General features: G+C 55.3%; 21 protein-coding genes. 6 read left to right on the top strand and 15 right to left on the bottom strand.

The features are described 5' to 3' along the window. Positions 1–132 precede the first annotated feature (132 nt). Both E1757_RS25760 and E1757_RS25755 read right to left on the bottom strand, forming a co-directional pair. Positions 133–720 (bottom strand): histidine phosphatase family protein, encoded by a 588-nt coding sequence (locus tag E1757_RS25760; protein WP_133233589.1) that lies wholly within the window; start codon positions 718–720, stop codon positions 133–135. A gap of 133 nt (positions 721–853) precedes the next feature. Next, positions 854–1,267, bottom strand: a complete 414-nt coding sequence (locus tag E1757_RS25755) for an NUDIX hydrolase (RefSeq protein ID WP_133233587.1) — start codon at positions 1,265–1,267, stop codon at positions 854–856. A gap of 481 nt (positions 1,268–1,748) precedes the next feature. Between E1757_RS25755 and E1757_RS25750 the strand changes: the two genes are divergently transcribed. The 3 genes from E1757_RS25750 (at position 1,749) to E1757_RS25740 (ending at position 5,302) form a co-directional block, all read left to right on the top strand. Next, entirely contained in the window at positions 1,749–2,711 is a 963-nt protein-coding gene (locus tag E1757_RS25750; RefSeq protein ID WP_133233585.1) for a carbohydrate ABC transporter permease, read from the top strand. Further along, on the top strand, positions 2,708–3,529 hold the full coding sequence (locus E1757_RS25745; protein WP_133233583.1) for a carbohydrate ABC transporter permease: 822 nt from the start codon (positions 2,708–2,710) through the stop codon (positions 3,527–3,529). The genes E1757_RS25750 and E1757_RS25745 overlap by 4 nt, the downstream gene beginning before the upstream one ends. Positions 3,530–3,922: 393 nt before the next feature. Beyond that, complete coding sequence (locus E1757_RS25740; protein WP_133233581.1) at positions 3,923–5,302, top strand: ABC transporter substrate-binding protein; 1,380 nt, start codon at positions 3,923–3,925, stop codon at positions 5,300–5,302. A 215-nt stretch (positions 5,303–5,517) separates the two neighbouring features. Here the strand turns inward: E1757_RS25740 and E1757_RS25735 are convergent, their stop codons facing one another. The 3 genes from E1757_RS25735 to E1757_RS25725 form a co-directional block, all read right to left on the bottom strand. Beyond that, a complete protein-coding gene (locus E1757_RS25735) occupies positions 5,518–6,246 on the bottom strand; it encodes an SDR family oxidoreductase (RefSeq protein WP_133233579.1) in 729 nt (242 codons plus the stop codon). Positions 6,247–6,582: 336 nt separating this feature from the next. Further along, entirely contained in the window at positions 6,583–7,098 is a 516-nt protein-coding gene (gene def, locus E1757_RS25730; protein ID WP_133233577.1) for a peptide deformylase, read from the bottom strand. Positions 7,099–7,100: 2 nt separating this feature from the next. Beyond that, positions 7,101–7,343: a helix-turn-helix domain-containing protein gene (locus tag E1757_RS25725; protein WP_133233575.1), complete on the bottom strand. Its 243-nt coding sequence runs from the start codon at positions 7,341–7,343 to the stop codon at positions 7,101–7,103. Positions 7,344–8,012: 669 nt separating this feature from the next. On the opposite strand from E1757_RS25725, the gene E1757_RS25720 reads away from it, so the two are divergent. After that, positions 8,013–8,750, top strand: a complete 738-nt coding sequence (locus E1757_RS25720) for a class I SAM-dependent methyltransferase (protein WP_133233573.1) — start codon at positions 8,013–8,015, stop codon at positions 8,748–8,750. 158 nt (positions 8,751–8,908) lie between these two features. Here E1757_RS25720 and E1757_RS25715 read toward each other — a convergent pair whose 3' ends face one another. Then, positions 8,909–9,340 carry a VOC family protein gene (locus E1757_RS25715; RefSeq protein ID WP_133233764.1) on the bottom strand — a complete coding sequence of 144 codons (432 nt, stop codon included), beginning with the start codon at positions 9,338–9,340 and terminating at the stop codon, positions 8,909–8,911. A gap of 323 nt (positions 9,341–9,663) precedes the next feature. Here E1757_RS25715 and E1757_RS25710 point away from each other — a divergent pair, with 323 nt between their 5' ends. Beyond that, positions 9,664–10,647, top strand: a complete 984-nt coding sequence (locus E1757_RS25710; protein ID WP_133233762.1) for a phosphotransferase enzyme family protein — start codon at positions 9,664–9,666, stop codon at positions 10,645–10,647. A 20-nt stretch (positions 10,648–10,667) separates the two neighbouring features. After that, positions 10,668–11,294: a nucleotidyltransferase family protein gene (locus E1757_RS25705; protein ID WP_133233571.1), complete on the top strand. Its 627-nt coding sequence runs from the start codon at positions 10,668–10,670 to the stop codon at positions 11,292–11,294. Between the two features lie 271 nt (positions 11,295–11,565). Here E1757_RS25705 and E1757_RS25700 read toward each other — a convergent pair whose 3' ends face one another. From E1757_RS25700 to E1757_RS25660, 9 genes are all read right to left on the bottom strand, one after another. Further along, positions 11,566–11,871 (bottom strand): DUF6509 family protein, encoded by a 306-nt coding sequence (locus E1757_RS25700; RefSeq protein WP_181956693.1) that lies wholly within the window; start codon positions 11,869–11,871, stop codon positions 11,566–11,568. Positions 11,872–12,125: 254 nt separating this feature from the next. Continuing rightward, on the bottom strand, positions 12,126–15,089 hold the full coding sequence (locus E1757_RS25695; protein ID WP_133233569.1) for a VWA domain-containing protein: 2,964 nt from the start codon (positions 15,087–15,089) through the stop codon (positions 12,126–12,128). Beyond that, the gene (locus E1757_RS25690; protein WP_133233567.1) at positions 15,073–17,232 is read right to left on the bottom strand and encodes a vWA domain-containing protein; all 2,160 of its coding nucleotides are present in this window, start codon (positions 17,230–17,232) and stop codon (positions 15,073–15,075) included. The genes E1757_RS25695 and E1757_RS25690 overlap by 17 nt, the downstream gene beginning before the upstream one ends. Positions 17,233–17,731: 499 nt before the next feature. Next, positions 17,732–18,625 (bottom strand): DUF58 domain-containing protein, encoded by an 894-nt coding sequence (locus tag E1757_RS25685; protein ID WP_133233565.1) that lies wholly within the window; start codon positions 18,623–18,625, stop codon positions 17,732–17,734. Beyond that, a complete protein-coding gene (locus E1757_RS25680) occupies positions 18,622–19,611 on the bottom strand; it encodes an AAA family ATPase (protein WP_133233563.1) in 990 nt (329 codons plus the stop codon). Before E1757_RS25680 ends, E1757_RS25685 begins: the two co-directional genes overlap by 4 nt. A gap of 296 nt (positions 19,612–19,907) precedes the next feature. Further along, positions 19,908–21,668 (bottom strand): hypothetical protein, encoded by a 1,761-nt coding sequence (locus E1757_RS36005; protein ID WP_165972292.1) that lies wholly within the window; start codon positions 21,666–21,668, stop codon positions 19,908–19,910. An 84-nt stretch (positions 21,669–21,752) separates the two neighbouring features. Further along, the gene (locus tag E1757_RS25670) at positions 21,753–22,649 is read right to left on the bottom strand and encodes an ABC transporter permease (protein WP_425464864.1); all 897 of its coding nucleotides are present in this window, start codon (positions 22,647–22,649) and stop codon (positions 21,753–21,755) included. Continuing rightward, entirely contained in the window at positions 22,646–23,575 is a 930-nt protein-coding gene (locus E1757_RS25665) for an ABC transporter ATP-binding protein (protein WP_133233758.1), read from the bottom strand. Before E1757_RS25665 ends, E1757_RS25670 begins: the two co-directional genes overlap by 4 nt. Positions 23,576–23,745: 170 nt before the next feature. Further along, a complete protein-coding gene (locus E1757_RS25660) occupies positions 23,746–26,148 on the bottom strand; it encodes a DUF7408 domain-containing protein (protein ID WP_133233561.1) in 2,403 nt (800 codons plus the stop codon). Positions 26,149–26,375 lie beyond the last annotated feature (227 nt).

Genomic DNA, 26,375 nt, shown 5'->3' with positions numbered 1-26,375 from the left:
GTATAAGGGAAAAGTTCTCTGTTTTTAATCGTTGCCATATTTACGTTTCAATGCACTAGGCGGCGGTGCGGACGAATACGCCGTACCCGCCGCCTTCAGCGTGAACGTTATTTTTAAAACGTGCCGGAAAGGTCAACCGGAACCGGCCTCCTCCCACAGCCGGTTTATTGCTATCAGGCTGCCGGTGTCGTCGAACTCCATCTTATATATATCCGGCTTGCTCGTCTGTTTCCAAAACGCCAGGCCGATGCTGCTGTTAAAATATTGCATCATCACCGTCATTATATTGCCGTGGGTGCCGACGGCAATGCTTTTGCCCTTGTGGCGCTCCATGACGCGCCGCAGGGCGGCGACGCTTCGCCGCTGCGAAGCCGCGTTCGATTCTCCGCCGGGAAACGAAAAGTCCGGCTCCGCAAACAGCTTCTCGACCGCCGGTATGAAATCCCGGTCTTCCACTATATAATCGATGCCCGCCAGCTGCCTTTCCCGCAAATCCTCTTCAAGCTCGATCGGGATGCCCATGCGGTCGGCCAGCCCTTTCACCGTCTCGACCGCCCTTGCGTAAGGACTCGAAACGACAGCGGCAATACCGCAGTCCGCGAGCAGCTCCGTTACCAAGGCCGCAGCCTTTTTCCCTCGGTCCGACAGCCCTCGTTCCCTTTCTCGCTCCAGCGAAAACGGCGCCTCCGCATGCCTGACCATGTAAAGAATCGTTCCCATCCGCAGAATTCTCCTCTCTTTCATGGAAACAACCGCCAAGCGTTCGACCCATTCCCGTATCCAAAAACCGGTGAATCCATAGCCGCTGCGCAGGTGGATCATGCTTCCGATCCGTTGCAGTTCCCTTGCCGAACTAGATCAGCCCGTTCGATCTGGCCAAAATCAAGCCGAACCCGAGCCTCGTATCCTGCCACTTGCCGCTGCCGATATGGGCAAACGCCTCCGCAGCATCCACATACAGCACATGAATGTCTTCATCCTTATCGAGCTGCTGTTTCTGCACTTCAATAATATCGTTAGTGAAAAACAGCGTAATGATAACCGGACTTTTCGGAATGCTGAACGTTCCCAGCTCGATCAGACTGCCTGCAACCAGCCCCGTCTCTTCGCTCAGCTCCCGGAGTGCGCCTTCTCTCAAATCTTCGTTATGCTCGAGTCTCCCGCCGGGGAGCTCGTATGTAAATCTTTTTTTGCCTTCTCTAAACTGCTTGACGATGACCAATTTGTTTTTATACAAGGTGACCACCTTAACTCCGTATACGCTCATTCCGCCTCTCCTTCTGTCAAAATACGCAGACGCAGGCTTATACAACAAAACGCGTACTCCCGGCCCATCCGACGTATGGAAAGGGCGCGCACTGCTTTTTGACCTGTTGGAAACATATTCTCTCTATTGACTAGCATGACCACTTTCCCGCCTGCGAATCCGTAAAACCATCGCCTGTCCCCATGTCTCTTCATATAGTACCATAATTATCCATCGTATAAAAAGGTATCCGACCGGCTGTCAGGCGCATACGGAATTAGCTTGTTTATGCGAACAGCCCGCAAAATTAAATGTTTAGTAAAGATCTCGACCCGCTCCATAAAATCTTCATATACCCTTGACCTCCGTTTTACAAACGCCCGTTATACTGAACAAGGCAATAAACAAGGCGGCCGGTCGGGCAGGCAAGAGACGGCAGGCAGCCCACGCTCCCGCGCTCAATCGCGGGACGACGAGAAAACGTTAGGAGTGAATCAAGTTCATGAGTCTACTCGAACAAGACCTTCGTCTGCCCTCACCCGCTGAAGCCGAGCCTCAGCAGCGCGCCGGTCGGGTTCAAAGCCTCCGCGGCATGCGTTTCAAAGAAAATATGCTGGCAGGATTGTTCCTGGCTCCGTCGCTTCTGTTGTTCGGCGTTTTCCTCTTCTACCCGTTATTGAAATCGATCTATTTAAGCATGCATTTGACGGATCCGCGCGGACGGATCGCCGCTTTTGTCGGAATGGACAATTTCCGGGAACTGTTTATGTCAGAGAAATTTTATCAAAGCTTGAAAGTTACGTTGTCGTTTACGCTGCTGACCGTGCCGACGTGCATTGCGATTGCGCTGCTGTTGGCCGCCCTGACTCATAACAAGCTGCGCGGCATGCGCGCGTTTCAATTCATATTCTCGCTGCCGATCGCCATTTCCGTCGGAACCGGCTCGGTCATCTGGATGATGCTGTATCACCCTAGCGTCGGTATATTGAACTATGCTCTAAGTCTGGCCGGCATTAAGGCCGTCGGCTGGCTGACGGATCCGGCGTGGGCGCTGTTCTCCGTCTCGCTGATGACCGTCTGGATGAATCTCGGCTTCAATTATATCGTGCTGCTGAGCGGCTTGCAGGGCGTTTCCGAGGACATTTACGACAGCGCCAAAATCGACGGCTCCGGACCGGTCCGCACCTTCGTGCAGCTGACGCTGCCGCTCGTATCGCCTACTTTATTTTTTGTATTCATCGTATCGGTCATCGGGGCGTTCCAGTCGTTCGGGCAAATTCATATTTTGACCAAGGGCGGACCGATGAACACGACGGATGTCGTCGTATATAACATTTATCAGGATGCGTTCATTAACTTCCGCTTCGGCATCGGCAGCGCGCAGGCGCTCGTGCTGTTCGCGATCATCCTGATCCTGACGCTGCTGCAGTTCAAATGGTTTGAAAAGAAGGTGCATTATCAATGACTTCCCGCCTGCAACATACGGTCATTTACGCCGTCCTGATCATAGCCGCCGCACTGATGCTGTACCCGGTTCTGTTCACGTTTTCGGCCACCTTCATGACGCAGGCCGAAGCCTCCGCCTATCCGCCCAAGCTCATCCCGAGCGGACTGAATTGGGACAACCTGCTGCAGGTAACGCGAACGGTACCGATCTTCAGGTTCATCGGGAACAGCTTCCTGATCTCGGCTGCGATCATGATCGGACAGCTGCTCACCGCGAGCCTGGCCGCCTACGCATTTGCCTATTTGCGATTCACCGGCAAGACAGCGCTGTTCGTCCTGTTCCTTTCCACTATGATGATTCCGTGGGAAGTGACGATGATTCCGAATTACTTGACCGTCAAAAGCTGGGGCTGGCTGGACAGCTATGAAGGGCTGATCGTGCCGTTCCTCGCATCCGCGTTCGGCACGTTCCTGCTCCGTCAATTTTTTCTGCAGCTGCCGGGCGAGCTGTTCGAGGCGGCGAAGATGGACGGCTGCGGGCACATCCGAAGCTTTTTCCGGCTCGTGCTGCCGCTGTCGCGCCCTGCACTCGCCACACTTGGCGTCTACTCGTTTCTGACGCATTGGAACATGTACCTGTGGCCGCTTCTCATCACCAACGGAGAGAAGCTCCGTACCGTGCAGATCGGCATCAGCATGCTGCAGTTCGAGGAGATGACTTCGTGGAACCTCGTGCTGGCCGGCGTCGCCCTGGTGCTGCTGCCCTCTCTGCTGCTGCTCGTGCTCGGGATCAAGCAGCTCGTCCGCGGCATTACCGCCGGGGCGGTCAAAGGCTGACCGGTGCGAACCGGCGAACGGACGATTATGCGCCGCTCCGTTTCCGTACGGGCGCGGCGCTCCATATATATGCTCCATTATCCATTTAACAAGGATAAACGGCTTCGCCGTTCTTCAAGAACGAGCGCTTTTGTCAAGGTTGTGCGAAGTAAATTATAAGAAACTTATAATTTCTATTCAACCAAGGATAAACGGCTTCGCCGTTCTTCAAGAACGAGCACGTTTGTCAAGGTTGTGCGAAGTAAATTATAAGAAACTTATAATTTCTATTCAACCAAGGATAAACGGCTTCGCCGTTCTTCAAGAACGAGCACGTTTGTCAAGGTTGTGCGAAGTAAATTATAAGAAACTTATAATTTCTATTCAACTTAAAAAAGGGAGAGAAACGTACCCATGAAAAGCTTCAAATTGAAAAGCGTCGTCACCCTCTGCATGGCGGTTATGATGGTGCTGCTGGCCGCTTGTGGCAATACCGCCAACCCGCCGGCAGCCGACAGCGGCAATAAAGATGCTCCTGCGCCTACGGCAGCTGCCAACAAAGGACCGGTCAAAGTCGTATGGTGGCATTCGATGAGCGGCGAGCTCGGCAAAGCGATAGACAAGCTGGTTTCCGATTACAACGCATCCCAGAAAAACGTCGTCGTGGAAGCCGTGTTCCAAGGCACTTACGATGAAAGCTTGAACAAGATGAAGGCATCGATGGACTCCAAAAGTGGGCCTGCGCTCATTCAGGTGTTTGAAATCGGCAGCCGCTTTATGATCGACTCCAAAGCGATTACGCCGATGCAAAAGTTTATCGATCAGGAGAAATACGATCTGTCTCCGCTGGAAGAAAACATCCTGAATTACTATAAAATCGACGGCAAGCTGAACGCGATGCCGTTCAACACGTCCAACCCGATTCTTTATTACAATAAGGATATGTTCAAAGCGGCCGGACTCGATCCGGAAAAACCGCCGGCTACGTACGAGGAAGTGGCCAAAGCCGCAAAGGCATTGACCAAGGACGGCAAAACCGGCGCAGCCTTCGCCATTTACGGCTGGTTTATGGAGCAGTTCTTCGCCAATCAGGGAGCCGATCTGCTGAACAACGGCAACGGCCGCAGCGGCCTCGCCACCGAATCGCTCGTGAACAGCGACGCCGGCGTGAAAACTCTCGCCTGGTGGAAGCAAATGGTGGACGATAAAACCGCCAGCAACCTTGGACGCAAAACCGACGATACGAAAAAAGCGTTCCTTGCTGGTCAAGTGGCGATGACGCTGGACTCTACCGGTTCGCTCCGCGGCATCGTGGACGGCGCGCAGGGCAAGTTCCAGGTCGGCACCGGCTTCCTGCCGAAGCCGGGCGACGCCAAGGACGGCGGCGTTATTGTCGGCGGCGCAAGCTTGTACATTCTGAACAACCGTTCGGATGAGGAACAGAAAGCGGCATGGGATTTCATCAAATTTTTGGCGGAACCGAAGCAGCAGGCATACTGGCATGTCAATACGGGTTACTTCCCGATTACGAAAAAGGCGTATGACGAGCAAACGGTAAAAGACAATCTGGTTAAATATCCGCAGCTGAAAACGGCGGTCGATCAGCTTCACTCGACCAAAGCGAATACGGCTACGCAGGGTGCCGTCATGGGCGTCTTCCCGGAGGCGCGCCAACTGACCGAGGGCGCAATCGAGGAAGTGCTGAACGGCAAAAAGCAGCCGAAGGAAGCGCTCGACGCGGCCGCAAAAGAAATTTCCGGCAAGCTGGGAACTTACAATAAGACGGTGAAATAGCACTCGCCGTACCGAACAACGGAAAGCCGTGCGATCCCCCGTGCAAACAGCTCCCGCATCCATGGATGAATAATAGGCTTCGCCATCCTCAAGAGACGTGCGCGTTTGCCAGAGGTATGCGAAGGTATGCGAAGCAAAGTTATAATACTAAAAATACCCGCAGCAGCCGCATACGCGCGGCCGTTGCGGGTATTTGATTTATGCAGCGCTTTATCCTATCTAAACCACGGGGTGACCGTTATGTTTTCGATATGTACGGCCGCCGGCTGATTTACGAGAAAGAGTACGATATCCGCAATATTTTCGGGTTTTAGCATGGTATCTCTGCTTTCTTGGGAAACGGGCTCTTTTTTAAAGCTCCAAATGTTCGTGTCGACGGCACCCGGACTGATGGAGGACACGCGAATGCCCGATTGCCGGTTGGACGCGATCATCTCCTCCGTCAGCGCTCTTGCGCCGAATTTGGAAGCCGCGTAGATGCTGTTCCCTCCCGAAGCCTGAAAAGCCGCTGTCGATAAAATGTTAATGATATACCCGGAATTCCTTTCCGTCATCAGGCGGAGCGCTTCGCGGCACAGCAGAAACGTACCGTTCAAGTTCGTCTCCATAATCCGGTTCCATTCCGCAAAATCGACGTCCTGAACCAATTGCTTGCCGCTCATGCTGACACCGGCCGCATTGACCAAAATGTCGATTTTGCCGAATCGGGCAGCTGCCTGATCGACGGCATTCCGTACGGATGCCTCATCCCGGACATCGGCAGCAATGCCGATGACGTTCGGTCTGACATGTGACGGAAGGCCATCGATCGCCTGCTTTAACTTGTCTTCGTTTCTGGCAAGCGCAGCCACGTATGCCCCCTTCTCCGTCAATGCCTTCATTGTTGCCAAACCGATTCCCGAATTTGCTCCTGTAACTACAGCCACCGTTCCTTTAAGCTCCACCTGGCTCACCTCTCCATAATTAATTTAATTGTGTATGTTGTTGACGGCGTTTATTAACATCTAAAAAAAGCGCTTTCATAATGTTGATAATATGGCAATCAATGAATTCGAATCCAAAATGAAATTTCACTTAAGTTCGATTAGCAACCGGTAAATAATCTGCTTTGTCATTTTGTATTAACGTTAATATAACTTGTATTTGATTCGGTGTCAATTGTTTTTCTATTGCTTTTAATGGAATAAGAGAGGAGCAATTTACTATCCGGAATTGCGGGGCTGTCCTCTCTTGAAGCAGCCCTGCCTGCATTTGCCGCCGGTTCGCTGAGCCGCCGGCCGTCAGCCTCCGTTCGCCAGCCGGATCACGTCGAGCAGCTTAACCTTTTGATTCGTCTGCTCATGATACAGCCAAGGCTCGTGAACGTGGTCGATAAACAGCACGCCGTTCAGATGGTCGATTTCGTGCTGAATGCACCGCGCCAGAAAGCCGCTGCCCTCCAGTTCGTACAGCTCGCCCTGCCGGTTCAGGCTTGTAATTTTCACATAGTCCGCCCGCTTCACGCTCCCGTAATAGCCGGGATACGATAGGCAGGCTTCAGGCCCCGTCTGTTCACCGTTCGACTCGATAATTTGCGGGTTGATCAGCTCGATCAACCCGTCGCCGCAATCCATCACAATGACGCGCCGAAGCATACCCACCTGAGGTGCGGCAAGCCCGGCGCGTCCGTCGGTGGCGTACAGCGTTTCCGCCATATCGTCCAGCAGCTTGACCATTTTGGCCGAAATGGTTTCTACGGGCTTGGCCGTCTTCCGCAATATCGGATCGCCGAACGGAACAATTTCTTTCACGCTCATCGCTAAGCCCCCCTCGCTTGCTTTGGCGGCGTGTACACCCACAGCTCGCCCGGGGAACAATCCAACGCGGTACATAAGGCGTCCAACGTATCGGCTTTCATTTGTTTCGGCTGACTTGTTAACAAAGCGCTGATGGAAGGCGCCGACAGCCGATAATCCGCCTTTTCCTGCAGCAGTCTCGCCAACGCGGCCCCGGACCATATCCCCCGCTCCGCCATCACTTGTCTGAGCATCCATTCCAGCATCCCGATCACCCTTCGTTTTTTAAGTAACAACTAAATTTATTAGGTATTACCTAATATACTACGATGTTCCTGTGGAAAGCAATCGCTGTCAAAAACTATGAACCAACGGCAGATGCGTCGACCGCATTTTATTGAAAAAATGCGCCCCCCTCCTCTGGTATAGTTCAACAGTAAAGGAAAGTTTCCGGGGACATTTGTCAGTATTCATGTTAGTCTGAATGGGTAGCCTTGTATGTAGGAGAATCTTATGGGAAATCGCAAAAAATGCTGCATAGCCGGTATACCGTGCTTCATAGAGAGCCCATCCGTCAAGCCCAATGGAACCGTTCTGCTAGTTCACGGATGGGTATCAATACCGCGAAAAAGACGGGAGACAACCATTGAGCTCAACGGAAAAGACGTATCTCGAACAGCATGATCCCGTGTCTCGCATACATGTTGACGGAAAGCGGGCGCTATTATTGCTTCACGGCAAGGATAATCATACGATTCCTGTCGATAGCCAGAAATATTTTATGGAGGCCATGTCAACTTAACCTGCTGCCGCGGGCCGGCTTCAGCTAATCGTATACGCCGGGGTAAACCGTCACATCACGATCGGCATGCTGCAGGAATCAAAGGAATGGCTCGCCGCATATCTGGATGAACTTTTATGAGGAGGCTTAAACAATGAAACAGAACAAATACGACGATCCCGAATTTTTTGCGAATTACAGTCAGATGCCCCGTTCCATCGGCGGACTGAATGCCGCCGGGGAATGGCATGCATTACGGGCCATGCTTCCCGAGTTGCGCGATAAAAGAGTGCTCGACCTGGGCTGCGGCTTCGGCTGGCACTGCCGATACGCCCGCGAGCAGCAGGCCCGGTCCGTGATCGGGGTCGACCTGTCGGAAAATATGCTGGAGCGCGCCCGGGCCAGTACCAATGATGACGCGATCGAGTATCGGCGTCTGGCCATCGAAGATATCGACTTTGACGCGGAACAATTCGACGTGGTCATAAGCTCGCTTGCCCTTCATTATGTCGAGCGGTTCGACATCGTCTGCCAGAAGGTGAACCGCTTCCTGGTACCGGGGGGAGCCTTCGTACTGTCGGTCGAACATCCGGTCTTTACCGCACTTGCTCCGCAAGACTGGTATTACGGTCCGCAGGGGGAACGATTGCACTGGCCTGTCGACGACTATCATCATGAAGGCCGCCGGCAAACTACGTTTTTGGAGCATCAGGTCGTTAAGTACCACCGGACTGTCGCCACCCACATGAATGCGCTGATTGATTCAGGCTTCGCCATCACGAAGCTTTCCGAGCCGTCTCCGGATCGGGAAATGCTGGAAAAGCACCCTGACATGCAGGACGAAACGCGCCGCCCCATTTTTCTCCTGATGGCAGCAATGAAACACGAATAGGCATACGCACAGGATGGACTCGAGACCATGAAACCGGAGAGAAATCAATAAGTCCATAGAAAAAAAGGCATCCCGCCATCACCTGCGGAATGCCTTTTTTCCATCTGTTTTACAGGGGGAACACAGACGAATAACCGCTGCCGGCACATCAGCTATGTTCAAAAACTAACCTGCCGCTTCGTAAATATTTGGAAGGTTATCCCGAATTTGTCCGTTACCATCCCGTAAGCGGGGCTAAAGTGAGTTTCTTGCAATGGGATGTTCACCTGACCTTCAAGCTGCAAGGCCTCGTAAAATTGTTTGGATGTTGCAATTTCGCCGGCCGTAATGCAGATGTTCACTTGATTTCCCCTTTCATGGGGCTGACCGGGCGAGCTATCGGCGACAAACAGGTCCGCACCGCCGATGTTTAATACGGAATGGGCCAACCGCTCTTTTGCAGCTTCGGGTACGGGCGATTCGGGGTTTTCCGGTGCTTCTCCAAATGTTTGTTTAAAGAGAACTTTGGCATCCAACGCTTTTTCATAAAATTGGATCGCCTCCTTGGCATTTCCGTCCAACATGATAAAGGGGGTAAATTGTAAAGTCATCGTTATACAGCTCCTTGGATTTTGATTTTGAAAATTGACGCTCAACTCTTTCATGCCTGAAGTCAACCAAACTGCATTAGCTTCACGCCCTTCATAATAAATTCGGTTCGTCAAGTTTAACTGGACTTGGTACCCATCATAAATGATAATAGTGACAAGAACTGTCATAGTCATAAAAATAAACGGAATTGTGACATACCTTAATCGCAACGATCCATGGAATGGATGACGGTTATCAACCGGAGGCGAAAGTTTACGCCATGAAGCTTGCCTCGAATTCGGCGTTAATGTACGGACGGTTTTGAAGGAGGAAATGCCCATTGATGACGAACGATTCTCTTATCGAGCTTTTGGACAGCTATGGAATTCATCGGCCCCGCATCGAATTCATTCGGCATAATGAAAACAGAACCTACAAAGTCACCGATAGCGCAACAGGTAACGAGTACCTCTTTCGCATGCATCAACCGGTTACCCCAAATATGGCGGGGCTGCAGCATACCGGTCCCGGTTTATTAAGCGAGCTTCAGCTGTTGACGGACATGGCGGACCAAACGAAGCTTATCGTGCAGCGGCCTGTTCGCGACCGCAATGGACATTGGATTGCCAAAATAGAACATGAACGCAGCATGATCCATTGTTCGCTGCTTACATGGATAAAAGGCCGTCCTTTGCAAAAGGAAGCTGCGGCTGACGCGGAATTGGCCGGGAAAATAGGCGCTCAACTCGCTGAGCTTCACCGTTTTTTTCGTAAATATCGTCACCGTGTCCACTCTGAGACCCGGCCCGTACAAGGGATTGAACGGAACGATCAACTGCTTTCGCGCATTCAACTCGGTGTTGAGACGGGCCTCATCGCCCTCTCGGACTTCCGTGTTGTCAAGGATACGATCCGGGTCATCAACTCCCGTCTGGAACGTATGAACGAGTCGCAAGACTGCCGGGGGATCATTCATGGCGATTTGAACCTGGGCAATATCATCTTAACGGAAGACGGCGAAATCAGCTTTATCGATTTTGGCCTATTCGGATTCGGTTATTACGTATTGGATGTTGCCATGGCGGCTTTGATGGTTCCGTCACAACGGCGAATCCGTTTGCTTGAAGCCTATTATGACAGTGGCCAACTGCCCGGGACGGTTTTCCCCGCATTGGAAGGATGCATGCTATTGGCGATTTTTGGATATTACGCGTTTCACATGGAAAATGAACGGGTACATCCGTGGATTCGCGAACGTATGCCGCAATTATGCGCGAAGCATTGCCTTCCTTTTTTATCCGGGGAGAGCATCTTGTACAGCTTGTAAACTTAGGGAGGGCTAGCCGTATGAAAACGGAGCTGGATCGAGAGTCATGTCATCCTGCATTTAATAAAGACCTTTTGGTTCAAATGGATTATTTAACGAAAATGATGGGGGCGAGCCCTCTTATGGACAACGTATTCCATAAAGCCGCTCATTTGAACATCGATCACTATTATATTGGCGCGGGCTGTATTGCCCAAACGGTTTGGAATCATTGCAGCGGATTTTCCTCGACGAACGGAATAAACGATATTGATTTTGTTTATTTTGATTCGGATTTATCCTATGACAAAGAGTGTGAGGTCATTAACCACGTGAACCAATCGTTAGGCGACCTGCCGATCCGTATCGATATAAAAAATCAGGCCCGCGTTCATTTATGGTACGAGCAGCACTTCGGCTATCCTATACGACCATATGCTTCATTGGAAGATGCCATAAATACTTGGCCTACGACAGCTTCGGCGATCGGTTTGCGAAAGGATGCCAACGGTCAATGGAACGTATACGCCCCTTATGGTTTGAACGACTTGTTCGGTTTGATCGTAAGGGCAAACAAGGTCCAAATAACAAAAGAGATTTATGAAAAGAAAGTGCACAGGTGGCAGACCAATTGGCCTGCGCTTAACATTATCCCCTGGGAGTCATGACACGGCTGACGGAACCCGGATTTGCGGGAAACGGTCATTAGAAGGCGGATACGCCCTGTTCGAAAATAAGCGAAGCCGCTTAGCCGCGTACGCGGATTTCCACCTCCGCCCCGACATGAACTCTCATACAAAAAGACGCTCCCATCCCCACATCAACAGTGGTTTTGGAAGCGTCTTTTCAGTTTTGACGAGGATTAAAACTCAGACTGCAATCCCGCCGCAGCGGCTGCCCTGATGCCAGGCAACAACCTATTGGCCGTTAGACAACCCGCTATTCAGCGTCCGCACCCGGCAAATGTTCTTTGCAAAAGCCGTCGATAAGCGCCTCTTCCTCTTCCTCCAGATCGAAATCGAGATAATGCTCCGTTTCCCGCTCGAAAATCTCGTATTTGACTACGCCCGTCCGGCCCTCCTCAACGCGGTAAATGACCCTCACGTATAAGCCTTGCTCGGAGTACAGCTCGTCATCCTCGGGAACTTCGATATCCAATTTAAACTCATACCGCTCCCCCGGCAAAATCGCAAACGGGTCTTTCACCTGCTCCACGCTGTAAGCGGTAATCGTCATGTCGCTCATACCCTCATCCCTTCCTCCACTACTGGCTTTCATTATACATCAAACCGGCCGGATAGAAAAAAGGCTCGCCTCGCAACGATAACCGTTTATGACCCGTCGGGTCTCAGGCTGTGATAAAAGTTTCATAGCAATAGTAAGAAAACGGTTCTTTACAACGAACAACCGGCTTTGCAGTTGCAGGCCTTACGGATGAGCGAGCTCGTCAAGGTCGGTAAAGCGTCCTAAATAAGCGGTGCGAAAGAAGGCGCCGCCCGTTACCGGCGCCTGCGGTTTTTGGCGGCAAGCAGACGGTTCATCGTCTGCTCGGCCGCATCCGGCTGCGTGCCGGGCGCAGCCGGAGACGCTGCCGATGCCGGACCCTGCGGCATCGAGGCCGCACCGCCGCCTGCGCGCGGCGGCGATGCAGCTCCGCCAGCGCCTGACGGGGCGCTGGCTTGGCCGGCCGGCGCCGAAGCCGCGGCGCCGGAGCCGGCTCCATCGGCTGAGCGAGCCGCCGATGCGCCGCGTTCGAGCAGCGTCGTTCCGCTGCCCGCGGATTGTTGAGCCGCACGCTGCAGCCCGGCGGCTCTGCGCTTGCGCTGCTGCAGCCGCTCGAGTCCGGCTGCGACGGCTGACGGCTCGGGCTGGAGCCGTCGGCGGCCGGGGCGGAAGGCCGTCCACAGGATGGCCGCCCGATCCCAAGGGATCGACAGCCGGCGAACCGCGATGTCGAGCAGCCAGAGCAGGAGCGCGGCGATCAGCAGCGCCGCTGCCATATCATGCGGCTGCCTTTTCGGATGAACCGCGCCTTGAAATACTTCCTCCGGCCGGTCGAGCGACAGCAGCCTTCCGCCCGTCAGTTCGGCCAGCTGTTTCAGCTTGGCCCCGGAATCCGCCGGATGAATCCGGTATTCCGGCGAATACGGAATGACGAAGCCGGTCGTGAAGCCGGCTGCGCTCTTGTCCGGATCGGCGGCATCCTTCACGTCGATCTTGGCCAAATACACCCCGGGCTTTTGCACTGTCATCTGCGACTCGTATTCGCCAGGAGCCGTCGGGGTCAGTTGAAGCTCCGTCCGGCCGAGCGTATCGTCCGTGATCGATGCGTGAACGTCGCCCTTGAGGCCGGACTGGCTGCTCTTCAGCTCAAGCTTGGCGGCATTGCCCTCCAAACGCGAGGATAGCGTAAACGGCGAAGCCTGAAACTGCGGGAACGTCCATTTGATAATTTGACTGAACACGCTGGAAAACCGTTCCCAGCTAATCCAGTCGCCCGACCATTTCCCCGTAATGTCGCTCGTCCAGGCAACACTGCGGCCTGAGCCGTACTGCCAGCGGGCAAGCAGCGGATCCGGCTCCGGGCTCATCAAGGCAACCTCCGCCGTCTCCTTGGGCGTCACCGCCACATAGGCGTTGATTTTAGGCACGCCGTCCCCGAACAGCCCGTTCCAGTCGCCCGTCTGCCCCAGCGCCGGAACAAACGGTTGGTCGACAATGTACGTCCGCGCCATCATGACCGCCTCCCGGCTAAAAATCGCTGGCAAAGTCGACTGGTCATTCGTATAGTAAAACCGCCCTTTGGCCATTTTCGCGAGCGATTCAAGCAGCTGCACATCCGCACCTTCGCCTACGGCGACCGACGACAGCGTGATGTTGTGTTTCAGCATGTTCGACGTCAGCTGCTCATAGCTTTGGTTCGTCGCCGACTGGCCGTCCGTCAGCAGGATGATATGCCTGCGCTGCGCTTCCACCTTCAGCATCCGCTGATAAGCTTCATCCACCGCCGTATAAATTTCCGTCCCTCCGGCCGGTTGAATCGATTGTATTTGCTCCAGCACTTTTTTGCGGTCGGTCAGCTTTTGCGGCTCGACGACCCACCACGGGGTGGAATCGAAGGCGACGACGCCGACGGAATCTTTTTCACGCATCAGCTCGACCGTGCGCATCGCGGCTTCCTTGGCCAGCTCCAGCTTGCCGCCGTCCATGCTTCCGGAACGGTCGATGACGAGAATCAGGCCGAGCGAAGGAATTTCCCGTTTGCCCTGCAGGTCCATGTAGACCGGCAGCGCTTTTTCAATCGGCGTCTTGAAATAACCGCCCATGCCGTAGCTGTCCTCGCCGCCCAGCATGACCAGCCCTATGCCGTAGCTTGCGACCGCCGTCTCGATCATATCCATTTGCGGGCCGGAGATGCGCGTAGCCGACACATTGTTTAAAATGATGCTGTCGTAAGCGGCATAGTTGGCCATATCCCGCGAGAGCATTTCCGGCGGAATGACCTCGTACCCGATAAAGCTCGACTTGAGCACGGACTCGATGTTGCCGGAGCTGCCCGGCACACCTTCGACGACAAGCACTTTGGGCGGACCGGTCACGCGGCTGAAGGCGTAGCCGGTATTGTTCTCGGCCTGTTCATCCTCGGCAAAATACAACTCCGCCCGGTAGCGGTGAAAGCCCGCTTCCTTCGCCAGGCTTTGCAGCGCAAAACGATTCTCTCCCCGCTCCACCGTCACCGTTTGCTTCGATATTTCCTGATTTTCTTCATAAATGCGCAGCTCCCCGGTACCGGCGAACGTGCTCGCAATCGTAATTTCCAATGCATATTTCTCGCCTTGGTACAGCTTTTCCGGCAGCTTAAGGCTGTCGATCGCAACGTCTTTCTTCGCGGGACCGGACAGCGGCAATATATCGACGGGAATCCCTTTATCCTTCATCAGCTTCCCCTGCCGCAGCATGTCGCCGACATTCTCGCTGCCGTCGGTCACCAGCACGACCCGCGGCGCTGCCTGCTCCGGCATCATCGAGCCGGCCAGCTGCAGTCCCTGCGCCAAATTGCTGAACTGTCCGTTGATCTGTCCGGTGAAGCTGAACCCGTTCAAATGCTGCGGCGACAAACTGCGCTCGACAATCGCATCCAGACCGGTGGCGATGACGCCGACCTGATCGTCCTTCGCCTTGGCGTCGGACGATGCCTTCAGCCATTGCCCGTACGCTTTATCCGACGGCATGCTCGCCGAGCGGTCGACGACGTAGTAGATCGCCTTTTGCTCCAGTGTCACATACCATTGGACGCCGCTGAGCGATAAAACGAGCAGCAGTAAAATCACCGTTCGCAAGCCGACAGCCAGCGCTTTGCGGGTGCCGGTCAGCTGCAGCTTCGTTCGCCACATCCACATGGCAAAGACGGCCAACGGAACAAGCAGCAGCAAAAACAACGGCTCCTTAAATTGAAGTCCCACGCCGGTACACCCCCCATTCCACAAACATCAGGATTGTGACCAGCAGCGCGATCCAGCGTACCAGCGGGTACAGTGACCGGCCTCCATCCGTTTCGGACGAATGGACCGGGGCCGCCGCTTTGTCCGTGTCCGTTTGGACGCCGCCCGGATCGGAAGCAGGCTGCGGCGGAGCCGTCCCGTCTGTCCCCGCACCTGCTCTTGCACGGGAATCCGACTGCGCGCCTGCAGCGTCAGGCATGGCGAAAACAAGCTTCTGCGGCGGCGCGGCGGCCGATTCCTGCGGATCGGCAATCACTTCCAGATATGTGCGGCGTTCAGCCGCCGCGTTTGCATCCGAAGAAGCCGCGCCCGCGGCCGGATGCTCAACGAACTGGTACAGCCCCGGCCGGTTCGGCACCGGCTGGCTGCTCGTTACCGCGCCTTCCGCTTTCTCGGCGGCGATCGCGCTCGCCGGTTTGCCGATCACGTCAAGCGGCCGCCATTCGGCCGCTGCGGTTTTACCGGACAGCGGAATGTCGATGCGGCTTCCCGCGACCGCTCTGCCCAAGCTTGCCGCTTGGCGGCTGCCCATCCACTCGACCGCATTTTGCACGAGTACCGGAAATTCCGAACGCAACGGAAGATCGGACTGATGCAGGTCGAATGCGAACAGCAGCTTCGGCTGCCCTTGATCCGTACCCGCGTAGACGATCGGCTGCAGGCCCAATGAAATAACCGCCTTGCCCCACGGTACGGCCTCGACCTGCTGCAGCCTCGCAATATGCGTATCCTGCAGACGAATATATTGCGTTACCGGATGGTCGCTGATTTGATATTCACCCGCCGCCACATTCACCTCGGCCGTTTGCGCCGGAGTACGTATGTACCAGACCGGCTTTTGCGCCAGCAGCTCCTGCCATGCCTTGCCTGCAATCGCTTCGGCCTTCACCGAGTCCAGCACGATCATATCCACCGCATTGCGCGGCGGTGTCAGCGGCTCCGTCCCTCCGCTCTGCAGCTTGGTCACCTCCGCATGCGACAGCTGCAGCGCTTTTTCCAGAAAAACGTTGCCTTCCGTTACAAGCAGCACTTTCTTTGTCCGCTCTCCAGGCAAAAAAGCGAACGCCTGATTATCGGCCGCCAACGCATCCCCCTCCGCCTGGACAGACAGCTTGTAATAATCGGCCGCTGCCAGATTGTCGAAGTAGACGCTTTTCTGCTCGCCCGGCTGCAGTATTTCGCGGCGTGTCTCTCCCAGGCTGCCGCCGTTGTAGAGCTCGATATCAAGCTCCTTCTTGTTGGAGCCTTCATTTTTCAGCATTGCGACGGCAGTCACCTGCTCTGAACCCGCGTCTGTACGCAAGCCGGCCGCTGCCGCGCTTTGCGAGGCGCCACCTCCCGCAACGCCGGCAAAACCGGCAGATGCATTGTCGGAAGCCGCGCTTCCGGACAGCTTGACGCCGAACTGAACGACACGCACATTGTCTACGCTGCCTTCCTGGCCCTCCCGCACCACGATCACCGGAACGTGAAATACAAGTCCCGCCGGAGACTCCGTCCACCTGCCATCCGTAAACACCCGGATTTCCGAGTCTTTGTCGTCCTGGGTGAGCGCAGCCGCCAACGACATCGTTTCTTTATAAGCCGTTTTGCCGTAAAAAGGGGTGACCGCATCCAATGCCGCCTGAATCTCATCGCTCCGGACTTCACGGGATACGAGCACATCCGGCTCGCCGCCCATGGCGATCAGCGTGACCGCGCTGCCGGAGGCTTCCTTTTTCACCAGTTGGATAATGTCCCGCTTGGCCTGCTCCAGCCGGGTGAGACGTTGTCCGTTCTCGTCATTGCCGGCCGTCAGCGCATCCATGCTGACCGAACGGTCGAGCACAATGACGACATGATTTTTTACTCCGCCGGAGCTCCAGACAAAAGGCTGCATCAAAGCGAGCACCAGCAAAGCTGCGATGAGCAGCTGCAGCAGGAGCAGCAGGTTGTTGCGCAGCTTTTGCCACGGGGTGTTCGCCTCGAGATTGCGCAGCACCCGGTTCCACAGCAAGTGGCTCGGCACGACGGTATCGGCATATTTGCGCTTCAATATGTACATGAGGACGATCACAGGCAGCGTCAACCCGAACCAAAGGCTGAGCAGCGATTGAAATTGCACTTGCGGTCACCTCCAACTTTGATGTCGATGCGAAACGTCCATCATGCCTCCCTAACGGACACCAGGACACTTATTTACGCCTAAACGAACGGTTTTCAAATGTAGCGGATACCGGGAAACGTTATTTTGCTAAAAATGGTTCCAAGACGACTGGCCGGACGGATAACGTCTCTCCTGGCCGTTCAAATGTCAAAAGACTAAAACCAGGACAAATAACGGCATCTCGGAGACTGTCGATTAAAAGACGGGAACAGGTTTTGGAGATGCTTCGAAGCTCAAACACGTTTTATTGCCTTGATTTGATTACACTTTTCTGTGTCAAGGCAATAAAAAACTCGCCCTGAAGCCATTCTCCAAGCCCTTATCCCTATTAATCGACAGTCTCTCTCGGTCCGTTACGCCGTACTCTGAAAGAGGCTTTCCTCCACTGTATTGCATGATAGTTATGGTATAAAATGTAATTTTCAGTCCCCGGAGTTCGTTTCCCGAGTATGGCCGTTTATAGCAGCAGACCACCCTGCCGGAAAGCGCGCTGCACGGTGTCGAGCAGCGGCGTATCCGTAACCGTCAGCACATAGCCCATGCCGCGTTCGTGGCAAAAACGCTGCAGTCCGCGCGTGTACTGCCCGACCGCTTCCCGGTATGCCTTGATGACCCTGCCGGTCACGGCCACCTCCTTGCCGCTCAGCGACTCACTGTCGATCAGCCGCAGGTCGCCGGTCAGCTCGGGGTTCATCTCCTGAGGGGAAAGCACCTGCACGACGACCAGTTCCTGACGGGCGGCAAGCAAATACGAGAGCGATTCCTCAATCCCGGATTCGTACAAAAAATCGGAAAACAGCCAGGTCACACCCGGCTGTCTCGGAAGCTGGGACGGCTGCATCATCGCCGCAGCCATGTCGCCCGACGGCTCTACGGCCGCCTGCTCCAAAAACTGCATAAGCCGGTGCATCGACCCTTTGCCCCGCAGCATCGGCAGCTGCCGGCCGATCCGGTCGCTGAACAGCCGTGCACTCACCCTGTCATATCCGGCAAGCGCGATATACCCGATGCTTGCGGCAAGCTGCCGGGCATACAAAAACTTGTTCGCCGAGCCTGCCCCAAAATCCATCGACTGCGAGCAATCGATATAGAGATTGACCTGCAGCTCCTGTTCGTCCATAAACTGCTTAATAAACGGCTTGCCGGTGCGCCCGAACACGTTCCAGTCGAATTGGCGCGTATCGTCGCCGGGCGTATACAGCCGGTAATCGGCAAATTCCAGCGATGAGCCGAGCTGACGCGACCGGCGCTTGCCCTGCATCGTGCCGCGCACCCTGTTTTTCGCCGCGAGCTGCAGCGCGTCCAGGCGCAGCATCAGGTCGGAATCCAAGAGAAGCCCGGAGCCGCTCATCGGTTTTTCTCCAAAGCATCGATAATATCCTGTACAAGCGTATCAGTAGACACGCTCATCGCCTGCCCTTCGAAATTGAGAAATATCCGGTGGCGCAGCGCCGGTACGGCGACCTTTTGAATATCGCCCACGGAAACATGCAGACGGCCCATGCTTAATGCGCGGATTTTACTTACCGAAACGATCGATTGCAGTCCGCGCGGGCCAGAGCCGTAACGGACGTACTTGCGTACGGAGTCGGGTGCCTGCGCTTCCGTCGCATGGGTCATCATCAACAGCTGCAGCGCATAATCCAATACATCGTCGGCAACCAGAATATCTTTGGCGCCGCGCTGAATGTCCTCCAGCATCCGGCCGTTCGCGACGGTATCGGCTGCGGCATTATAAGCCGACGTCGTACGTACGATAATTTCCTTCAACTCTTCTTTCGTCGGAAAAGAGACGTTAATTTTCAGCAGGAAGCGGTCCAGCTGTGCTTCCGGCAGCGGATAGGTGCCTTCGTTTTCAAGCGGATTTTGCGTGGCCAGCACGAAAAAGGGGCGCGGAAGCCGATGGGTCGTGCTGCCGATCGTGACGGTTTTCTCCTGCATCGCTTCCAGCAGGGCGCTCTGCGTTTTGGGCGTTGCGCGGTTAATTTCGTCGGCCAGAATCAGGCTGCCGAAGATCGGCCCGGCCTGGAACTGGTACGACGTCTCCCCTTTGGCTCCGAACTGGATAATGTTCGTCCCGGTAATGTCCGCAGGCATCAAATCGGGCGTAAATTGAATGCGGGAAAAGGGCAGGTCCAGCGCATCGGCAATCGTCCGTACGAGCATCGTTTTACCGAGTCCGGGAATCCCTTCCAGCAGCGCGTGGCCGCCGGTAAAAATGCACCATAAAATTTGCTCGACTACGTCCTGCTGGCCTACGATGACTTTGCCGACCTGTTCCTTAACCGCCGCAAAAACACCCATCCATTGCTCGACTTGCGCTTTTGACTCTATCATGGCTTCACCTCTATGATTCATCTTGTCCGTATGAGTGGTCTAATTCGTCCGGTTAAAGTGTTCGGGTATAGCCCGATCAATAGGCTCGTTCAAATATTCCGGATCTACGGTATCTCCATTATAAGCTTGATTCTATTTAGAGGCCCGACTCGCGGTTTGTCAAAATCATTCGGATGGCGTGCACTTCATCGGTTTCATCCGATTCGACAAGCATTGACCCGTACTCGGCGGGTCCATCCTGCACGACGTTCGCCGGCTTATTGAATTGCAATTCGCTTCTTCATGGATCCGCATAATTAACGATTAGGCTGAATTTCCGTAAAATAGTCGCGGACCAGATTTTGTACATTTTGCGGCAGCTGGCTGCGGTTCAGCGAGCTCTTGGCTTCGTTGGCATACTCCGTGTACACTTCCTCGTACGGCCGCGTCGCGCCGTCCATCATCGGCGATGCGCCGCCCTTCTGCACCTCGCCCCCGGAGCCGTTGACCGGCCCCTGGTCGGACTGCACGCCGCCTGCGCCCTGCAGGCTGCGGGGTGTCGTGACCAGGCTGCGCGGTCCGCTGCCGACGCCCGCGCCGGCGCCGCCGGAGCCTGCACCAGCTCCTGTACCTGCACCAGCTCCTGCTCCTGCACCTGCTCCTGCACCTGCTCCCGCTCCTGCTCCTGCTCCTGCACCCGATCCTGCTCCTGCTCCCGCTCCCGCTCCTGCGCCCGCTCCTGCTCCTGCGCCCGCTCCTGCGCCCGCTCCCGCACCTGCTCCCGGCGTCGCTCCCGCGCCGGGCGTGCTGCCGCTCCCGGCGGGCACTAACGCGCCGCCGGCCGCCATCGCGCTCGCGAGGCCGCCCGGGCTCCACGCGGCGGATAGTGCCGCGCCCTGCGCCGCCAGCTGGCCCGCCATCGGCACGCCGAGCTGTGCGAGCTGGGCGGCCTGCTGCATCGCCAGCGCCTGCTGCTGCGCGTTCAGCTGCTGCTGCATCAGCGACTCGGCGAGCCGCGCTTCCAGCTCCTTCAGCTGCGCTTCGAGCCGCTGAGAATCGGCCTCCGCGTCCCCGGCCTGCTGCAGCTCCTTCGCCGCAGCCTCCATCGCTTTACGCAGCTGCTGCGCCTGCTCCGACGCCGCGTCCGGCACCGCTGCGGCAAGCTTCTCCAGCTCCTTCGCCAGCGCTTCCTTCTGCTCCTTCGTCAGCTTCAGCACCTGCTCGCGGAGCTGTCCGGCATTTTGCCGTAGCTGTGAGGAATCGCGCTGCTGCAAGCTTTGGCCGAGCTCCTTGAGCATCGGCTGCCGCTCCATTTGCTCCGCCCATCGTTCGGCTTCAGCCTGCTTCTTGGCCAGCGGCTCCGCCTGTTTTTGCAGCTCCTTCATCGATTTTTCCAGCTCATCAAGTGCCGTCTTAACGTCCCGGCTCCGCTCCAGCCCTTCCTGCAGCTGCTGCAGCGTCTGTTCCGTCGGTTTTTTCACGAGCGGGTCCAGCTTTTCCGTCTTCAGCTTCGCTTCCAGCGATTCGACATTTTGCTTTTGTTCCTCAATCCAGGCCGTTTCCGCCTGCTTTTTCGCTACAATACCGTCCATCCGATTGGGCAGCAGTACAGCGGCGGCGAGCATACAGGAGCAGATGCCGATGACCCACAGCCGCCTTTTAAACCGCTGCAGCATGACGATCTCCGGCAGGTTGCGCACAGCCGCCTCCGTAAAAGCGATGGCCGTCTCCCGCTGCATTCGGATGACCGGCGTATCCGGATGCCGCATATACTGCAGCGCCGTCAGCACCGTTTCCTCCGCCCCGGCCTGATCCAATGCTTTGGCCGCCGCTTGCGGCGATACGCCCCGGAGCAAAGGATACAGCGCCCCCAGCAAACCGCCGAGCAAGACGAGCAGTACGGCCGTCAGCCGGTAATGAGGAATCGGCAGCATATGGCCCGCAAGCAGCCACAAGAAGGCGGCGATCAATCCGGCCACCAGACCGAACGCGCCCTGCTCCGTCATGCGAATCCGCAGCATTCGGCGCTGAATCGGCTTGATCAGCCCAAGCAGCCGCTGCGATTCCATATTTAACATCGTTAACGACTCCTTACGTTAAAGAATTTGTGCCAAGGGCTGGGCTTGCCTTATCTTTACGGCCCAATCTTCCGCAGTCCCGGGTCATCTCCGTCTTTTCAGCCGCGGACGAATATACCGGATGCTCAGCAGCAGCGCGCCTACGGCCAATACCGCGTACACGGCGACAAACTCCTGCCACAGCTCGATCGGCGGCGTCGACGGCGTTCCGGACGGCGTCATATTGGAGCCGAACGCTTCCCGGTTCAGGCTCGGCTCGAAGATGCTGAGCAGCGCCGCCACCGGATTGAGCCCGAGCACGTAGCCGATCCAGGAGTACGGGTTCGGAGTGCCGCCTTGATAAAACTGGCGGAACACGCCCCGCAAAAAGAGAAACAGCAGTCCCGTCCCGCCGAACACGGCCAGCGTAAAGCCGTATGTTACGACAACCGCAATCATCGTCCGCTTAAAAACCGTCGAGAACAGTACGCCGAACGCGCCAAGCACGAACATCGAAAATATATAAAATAAAAAGACAAGCGACAGCTGCTTGGGCGAAATCCCGCCAAACAGAAAGACGATGCTGTATACCGGCAATGTCGCGATAATAACGAGCAGCATAAAGCTCAGGGACGAAACCAGCTTGCTCAAAATAATCGTGGTCGAGCTTTGCTGCGTCGTCAGCAAAATATTCAACGTCTGCTTCTCCCGTTCCCCGCTAATAACTCCGGCCGTCAGGCCGGGCGTCATAAAGGCGATCAGCACGAGCTGCGCCACCGCCAGAAAATAAAACAAATCCCGGCTTTCCTGAGGCCGGAAGCCCATCGCGCCGCCCCGTACCCCGTTTGTATTCAAATAAATAAAGCCCATCGCGAGCAGTCCGATCGCAAGCAAGTAGAACAGCAGCGACAACGATGATCGGACCGTCCGCATCCTCAGCCGGAATTCTTTGTCCAAAACCGGATTAATTAAGGATTGGCGCCAGTCGAATTCGTTCTTCACGTCGCATCCCCTCCCTTCGTAATTTCCAGGAACACGTCCTCCAGATTCGTCTGCGCCTCGCTGTACGTAATGATGCGGTAGCCGCTGCCAATCAGCGCAAGAAGCAGGTTGGACTGATCTTCATCCTGCCCACCGAAGTGGACGTGGATGCCCTGCTCGTCATGCAGCACCATCGAAACATGCGGCTGATCCTGCAAGAAGGCCGCCGCCTCCGCTTCCCGGTCCAATACGCGGATATGCAGCACGCGCTTGGCCCTCATCCGGTTCTGAATGTCCTGCACTTTCCCCTTGGCGATCAATTGGCCGTGCTCGATGACGCCGATTTCATCAACCATTTCCGCCAGCTCGGGCAATATATGCGACGAAATAAGAATTGTTTTGCCCATCGCTTTGAGCTCCTTCAATATTTCGCGCATTTCGATCCGCGCCCGCGGATCGAGTCCCGAAGCCGGCTCATCAAGAATGAGCAGCTCGGGATCGTGCACCAGACAGCGGGCCAGACATAGCCGCTGCTTCATGCCCCGCGACAACGAATCGACGTAAAAATCCGCTTTATCGGTCAAATTCACAAGCTCCAGCAGCTGCGGAATCAGCTTCTCCCGCTCAGCCCGGGGCAGACCGTAGCTGGCCCCGTAGAAATGCAAATATTCCGTCGTTTTAAACTGGTCGTACACGCCGAAAAAATCCGGCATATAGCCGATCAGCTTGCGCACCTCCTTCGGATGCTCCGTAACCTCGAAGCCTCCGACCTTGGCCGTGCCAGAGGTCGGGGCCAGCAGCGTCGCCAATATCGACATCGTCGTCGATTTGCCGGCGCCGTTAGGGCCGACGAAGCCGAACACGGAGCCTTTGGCAATGTCCATGCTCATCGACTTCAATGCGGTGAAGCTGCCGTATGTTTTCGTCAAGTCTTTAATTTCGATCATCGGCTGTACGTCCGGGCTCTCTGCGTCCGGCTCCGTCAGGTGAGGAACGGCATTGGCCGGCCCTATCGTTTCAGGGCTGCCGGTCAATAAACCGTTCGCTTCTTCTTTTACCGTCACCGGCTTCACCTCTGCATTCTCCGTCTTTGGACGATTCATATTCCGGCTCTCCGTCATCGCTGCACCTTCCCTTCCAGCGCTACCTCGGGGAATTGAAAGCCGAACTGCTGACTCGCCGTCGCTTTCAGCCGGATTGTCGTCCCGCCGTTAAGCAGGTAGGCGGACACATGATCGTTCTTCTCCACGGGGAGACGAAGATCGAGCGGTTCCCATGCCTGCTTCTCCCCGTTCCACAGCTCGAAAGCGATAAACTGCGAATTGCCGATGCCCCCGGGGATTTGCAGGTTCATCTTGGAATAGGCTGCGCCGGGAATGGACGGCAGGCTGTATTCGAACGTGATCGAGCCGTTGCCGATAATGATCATCCCGTTGGGCTCCGTAATCAATTGATTCGTGCTGTTGTTCACGATATCCGGACTGATATAGCCGGGCGGGATCGATACCTGGTCTCCCTGCACCACCTGGAAAGCGATCTGCTGCACCCACATGCTCAATTGATCGGAGTTGGCCGCCTTGCCGTTCACCTTGAACGGAGATTCATTATCCTTGCTCCAGCCGACGATTACCGGCTTGCCCTGGATACCTCTGCCGCTGTTGTTCATGTAAGCGTTGATCATCGCTCGTTCCCGCTCGTTGGCATTCATGTTTCCGTTACGTCCCGCGTTCATCGTGTTCGAAAACAGCAAGTAGCCATAGTCGTAATTGCCGTTGTTAATATTGGAAGGAGCTGTCAGGGAGACCGCCTTCTTCTCCCCGGCCTTCAATTCGCCCACTTTGTACACCTTCCGGTTAATCAAAATATGAACGTTGGTTAAATCGCTTTTCGTAGCGTTGGCGATTTCCCCCTTCAGTCCGTTGGCATCGAAGGTCATACTGACATCGAACTTGCCAAGCGGCTCGGGCTCGTCATTCTGAACCCATGCTTTGCGGACCGACCAATAAGGTACTTCCGTCCAACGAATTTGCGTTTTTTCCGTGTCGAGACGAATACTCTGGTCGGAAACGCCCGACAATCGTCCGTTCGAGCCGAAGTTCTGGTTGGAGCTCGCCGTGAGCGTATGCGCCGCTTTGGGCAGCTCGACCTCATAAGTGCCGCCGCGGGGAACGAAGACCGCCGTTGCGCTTGTCCGCTGTCCTTGGCCGCTGCCGTTCAGCTCCAAAGTATGAAGCGTATGGATCAGCGTCGAGCTTTTATCTGAGGAGCCGATCGTAAAGATAATAATACTCGACACAATGGAAAATGCCGGGATAATGAACCATGCCCACTCTCTTTTATCCAGCTTTTTTAACAACAGATATAAGAAGGGCGCGACGAGAAGGACATAAATGATAAACATCGTCAACAGCATGAAGAAGGAGGGCGGTACCAGAGAAGGGAAAAAATCGAGCGCATACTGTACCTGTATAAACGGGTTCATAAACCCCGCTCTGCCCCGCTTCATAGTCATGCCGGACGTGTCCTGAACGATCTTCTCCCAAATCTCGGGATTCCCGTTCCACGAGGCTACCGGGTCCAGCGCCAAATCATAGGCCACATACCATACTTCACCGCTGCCCGAAGCTTGCCTGGCAAAAAGCGGCTGCTTGTCTTCCTGATGTACCGCCTCGCCCGCTCTCAGGCTGGAGGCGGATACGGTGAACGGCTCGCTCAGCTTCAGCTCCTTGCCTGCCGCTTGCTCCAGCGATGCCAGCCGGGTTAACGAGGTTGTCCCTGTATAGGTCACGGGAGACAAGCCCTCGAATGCTTTGGCCGTCTTCGGATACCCGGCGCCTCCCGCCAATACGAGCGTGCCGCCCCGGCCAACCCACTGCGTGATAGCTTTCACCTGATCTTCCTTCAATTGGTCTGAGGCAAAATCGTTCAGCGCAATCACATCGAGGCTGTCGAGCATCACAGATTCTTCCGGCAGCTGCTCCGGCTTCAGGTGAATGACGTTGACCGACTTGTTTTTGGATTGCAGAAGCGATAAAAAATTAAGCGTATCCGGGTCCCGCGCCAGCACGCCGACCTGAACCGCCTGGTACGGCGTTGCCGATATGTAATCGTCGCCTTTGGCAATCGGAACGATTTCCCCCTTGCTCATATCGCCTTTATAAAATTTAATGATATTATTGCTGCTGTTGTAAGCCGTGCCCGGCAGCGACATCCAGACCACCTTGGCCGTCTGCTTCGGCAGGTCCACATGCTTCACATAGGTTGTGTCGCCTCCCCCCATCGGATTGACGACCTGTACGACGAGGTCGCCGCTCATATCGCCGGAAGGATGAGTTATTGTAAATTTAACCGGAAACCATTGTCCGTCCTTCACTTTTCCGTCAAATCCGACCTCCATCCGGAGCTCGATCGAAGAACCCGCAGCGGCTGCAGGCCGGTTCCATAGCAAGGAGCACAGACATAGAACAAGAATGATGCCGGCCCAGAGCGCATACTGTTTTCTCTCTCTACCAAATACCAACTGGTTTACCCCTCTCCATCCAAGAAAATAGTAAATGCTTTCCATTCGTTAATGACGCTTTGCGGAGCAGAAAAGTTGCTTATTCGGCAAAAATTTGGAATCCGGGTTCCTAACGAATCGAGCCTGATCACGGGAAAGGGACCGCCCATAGTAAAATTTCTACTCTGGATCAGTCCCGGTTCAAAATAGCTATCTGTTGCTGTCGATCAGTCTGACCTTCTTCTGCA

Origin of the sequence: Paenibacillus piri (assembly GCF_004354045.1) — a bacterium.
GTDB classification, from domain to species: Bacteria; Bacillota; Bacilli; order Paenibacillales; family NBRC-103111; genus Paenibacillus_S; species Paenibacillus_S piri.
The sequence above is the reverse complement of the archived record's forward strand: the minus strand, read 5'-3'. Positions and strand labels throughout refer to the sequence as shown.

Coding starts and splice junctions, on each gene's coding strand:
- E1757_RS25760 (WP_133233589.1), bottom strand. CDS start 720: ATGGGAACGATTCTTTACATGGTCAGGCATGCGGAGGCGCCGTTTTCG.
- E1757_RS25755 (WP_133233587.1), bottom strand. CDS start 1,267: ATGAGCGTATACGGAGTTAAGGTGGTCACCTTGTATAAAAACAAATTG.
- E1757_RS25750 (WP_133233585.1), top strand. CDS start 1,749: ATGAGTCTACTCGAACAAGACCTTCGTCTGCCCTCACCCGCTGAAGCC.
- E1757_RS25745 (WP_133233583.1), top strand. CDS start 2,708: ATGACTTCCCGCCTGCAACATACGGTCATTTACGCCGTCCTGATCATA.
- E1757_RS25740 (WP_133233581.1), top strand. CDS start 3,923: ATGAAAAGCTTCAAATTGAAAAGCGTCGTCACCCTCTGCATGGCGGTT.
- def (WP_133233577.1), bottom strand. CDS start 7,098: ATGAGCGTGAAAGAAATTGTTCCGTTCGGCGATCCGATATTGCGGAAG.
- E1757_RS25725 (WP_133233575.1), bottom strand. CDS start 7,343: ATGCTGGAATGGATGCTCAGACAAGTGATGGCGGAGCGGGGGATATGG.
- E1757_RS25720 (WP_133233573.1), top strand. CDS start 8,013: ATGAAACAGAACAAATACGACGATCCCGAATTTTTTGCGAATTACAGT.
- E1757_RS25715 (WP_133233764.1), bottom strand. CDS start 9,340: ATGACTTTACAATTTACCCCCTTTATCATGTTGGACGGAAATGCCAAG.
- E1757_RS25710 (WP_133233762.1), top strand. CDS start 9,664: ATGACGAACGATTCTCTTATCGAGCTTTTGGACAGCTATGGAATTCAT.
- E1757_RS25705 (WP_133233571.1), top strand. CDS start 10,668: ATGAAAACGGAGCTGGATCGAGAGTCATGTCATCCTGCATTTAATAAA.
- E1757_RS25700 (WP_181956693.1), bottom strand. CDS start 11,871: ATGAGCGACATGACGATTACCGCTTACAGCGTGGAGCAGGTGAAAGAC.
- E1757_RS25685 (WP_133233565.1), bottom strand. CDS start 18,625: ATGAGCGGCTCCGGGCTTCTCTTGGATTCCGACCTGATGCTGCGCCTG.
- E1757_RS25680 (WP_133233563.1), bottom strand. CDS start 19,611: ATGATAGAGTCAAAAGCGCAAGTCGAGCAATGGATGGGTGTTTTTGCG.
- E1757_RS36005 (WP_165972292.1), bottom strand. CDS start 21,668: ATGTTAAATATGGAATCGCAGCGGCTGCTTGGGCTGATCAAGCCGATT.
- E1757_RS25665 (WP_133233758.1), bottom strand. CDS start 23,575: ATGATCGAAATTAAAGACTTGACGAAAACATACGGCAGCTTCACCGCA.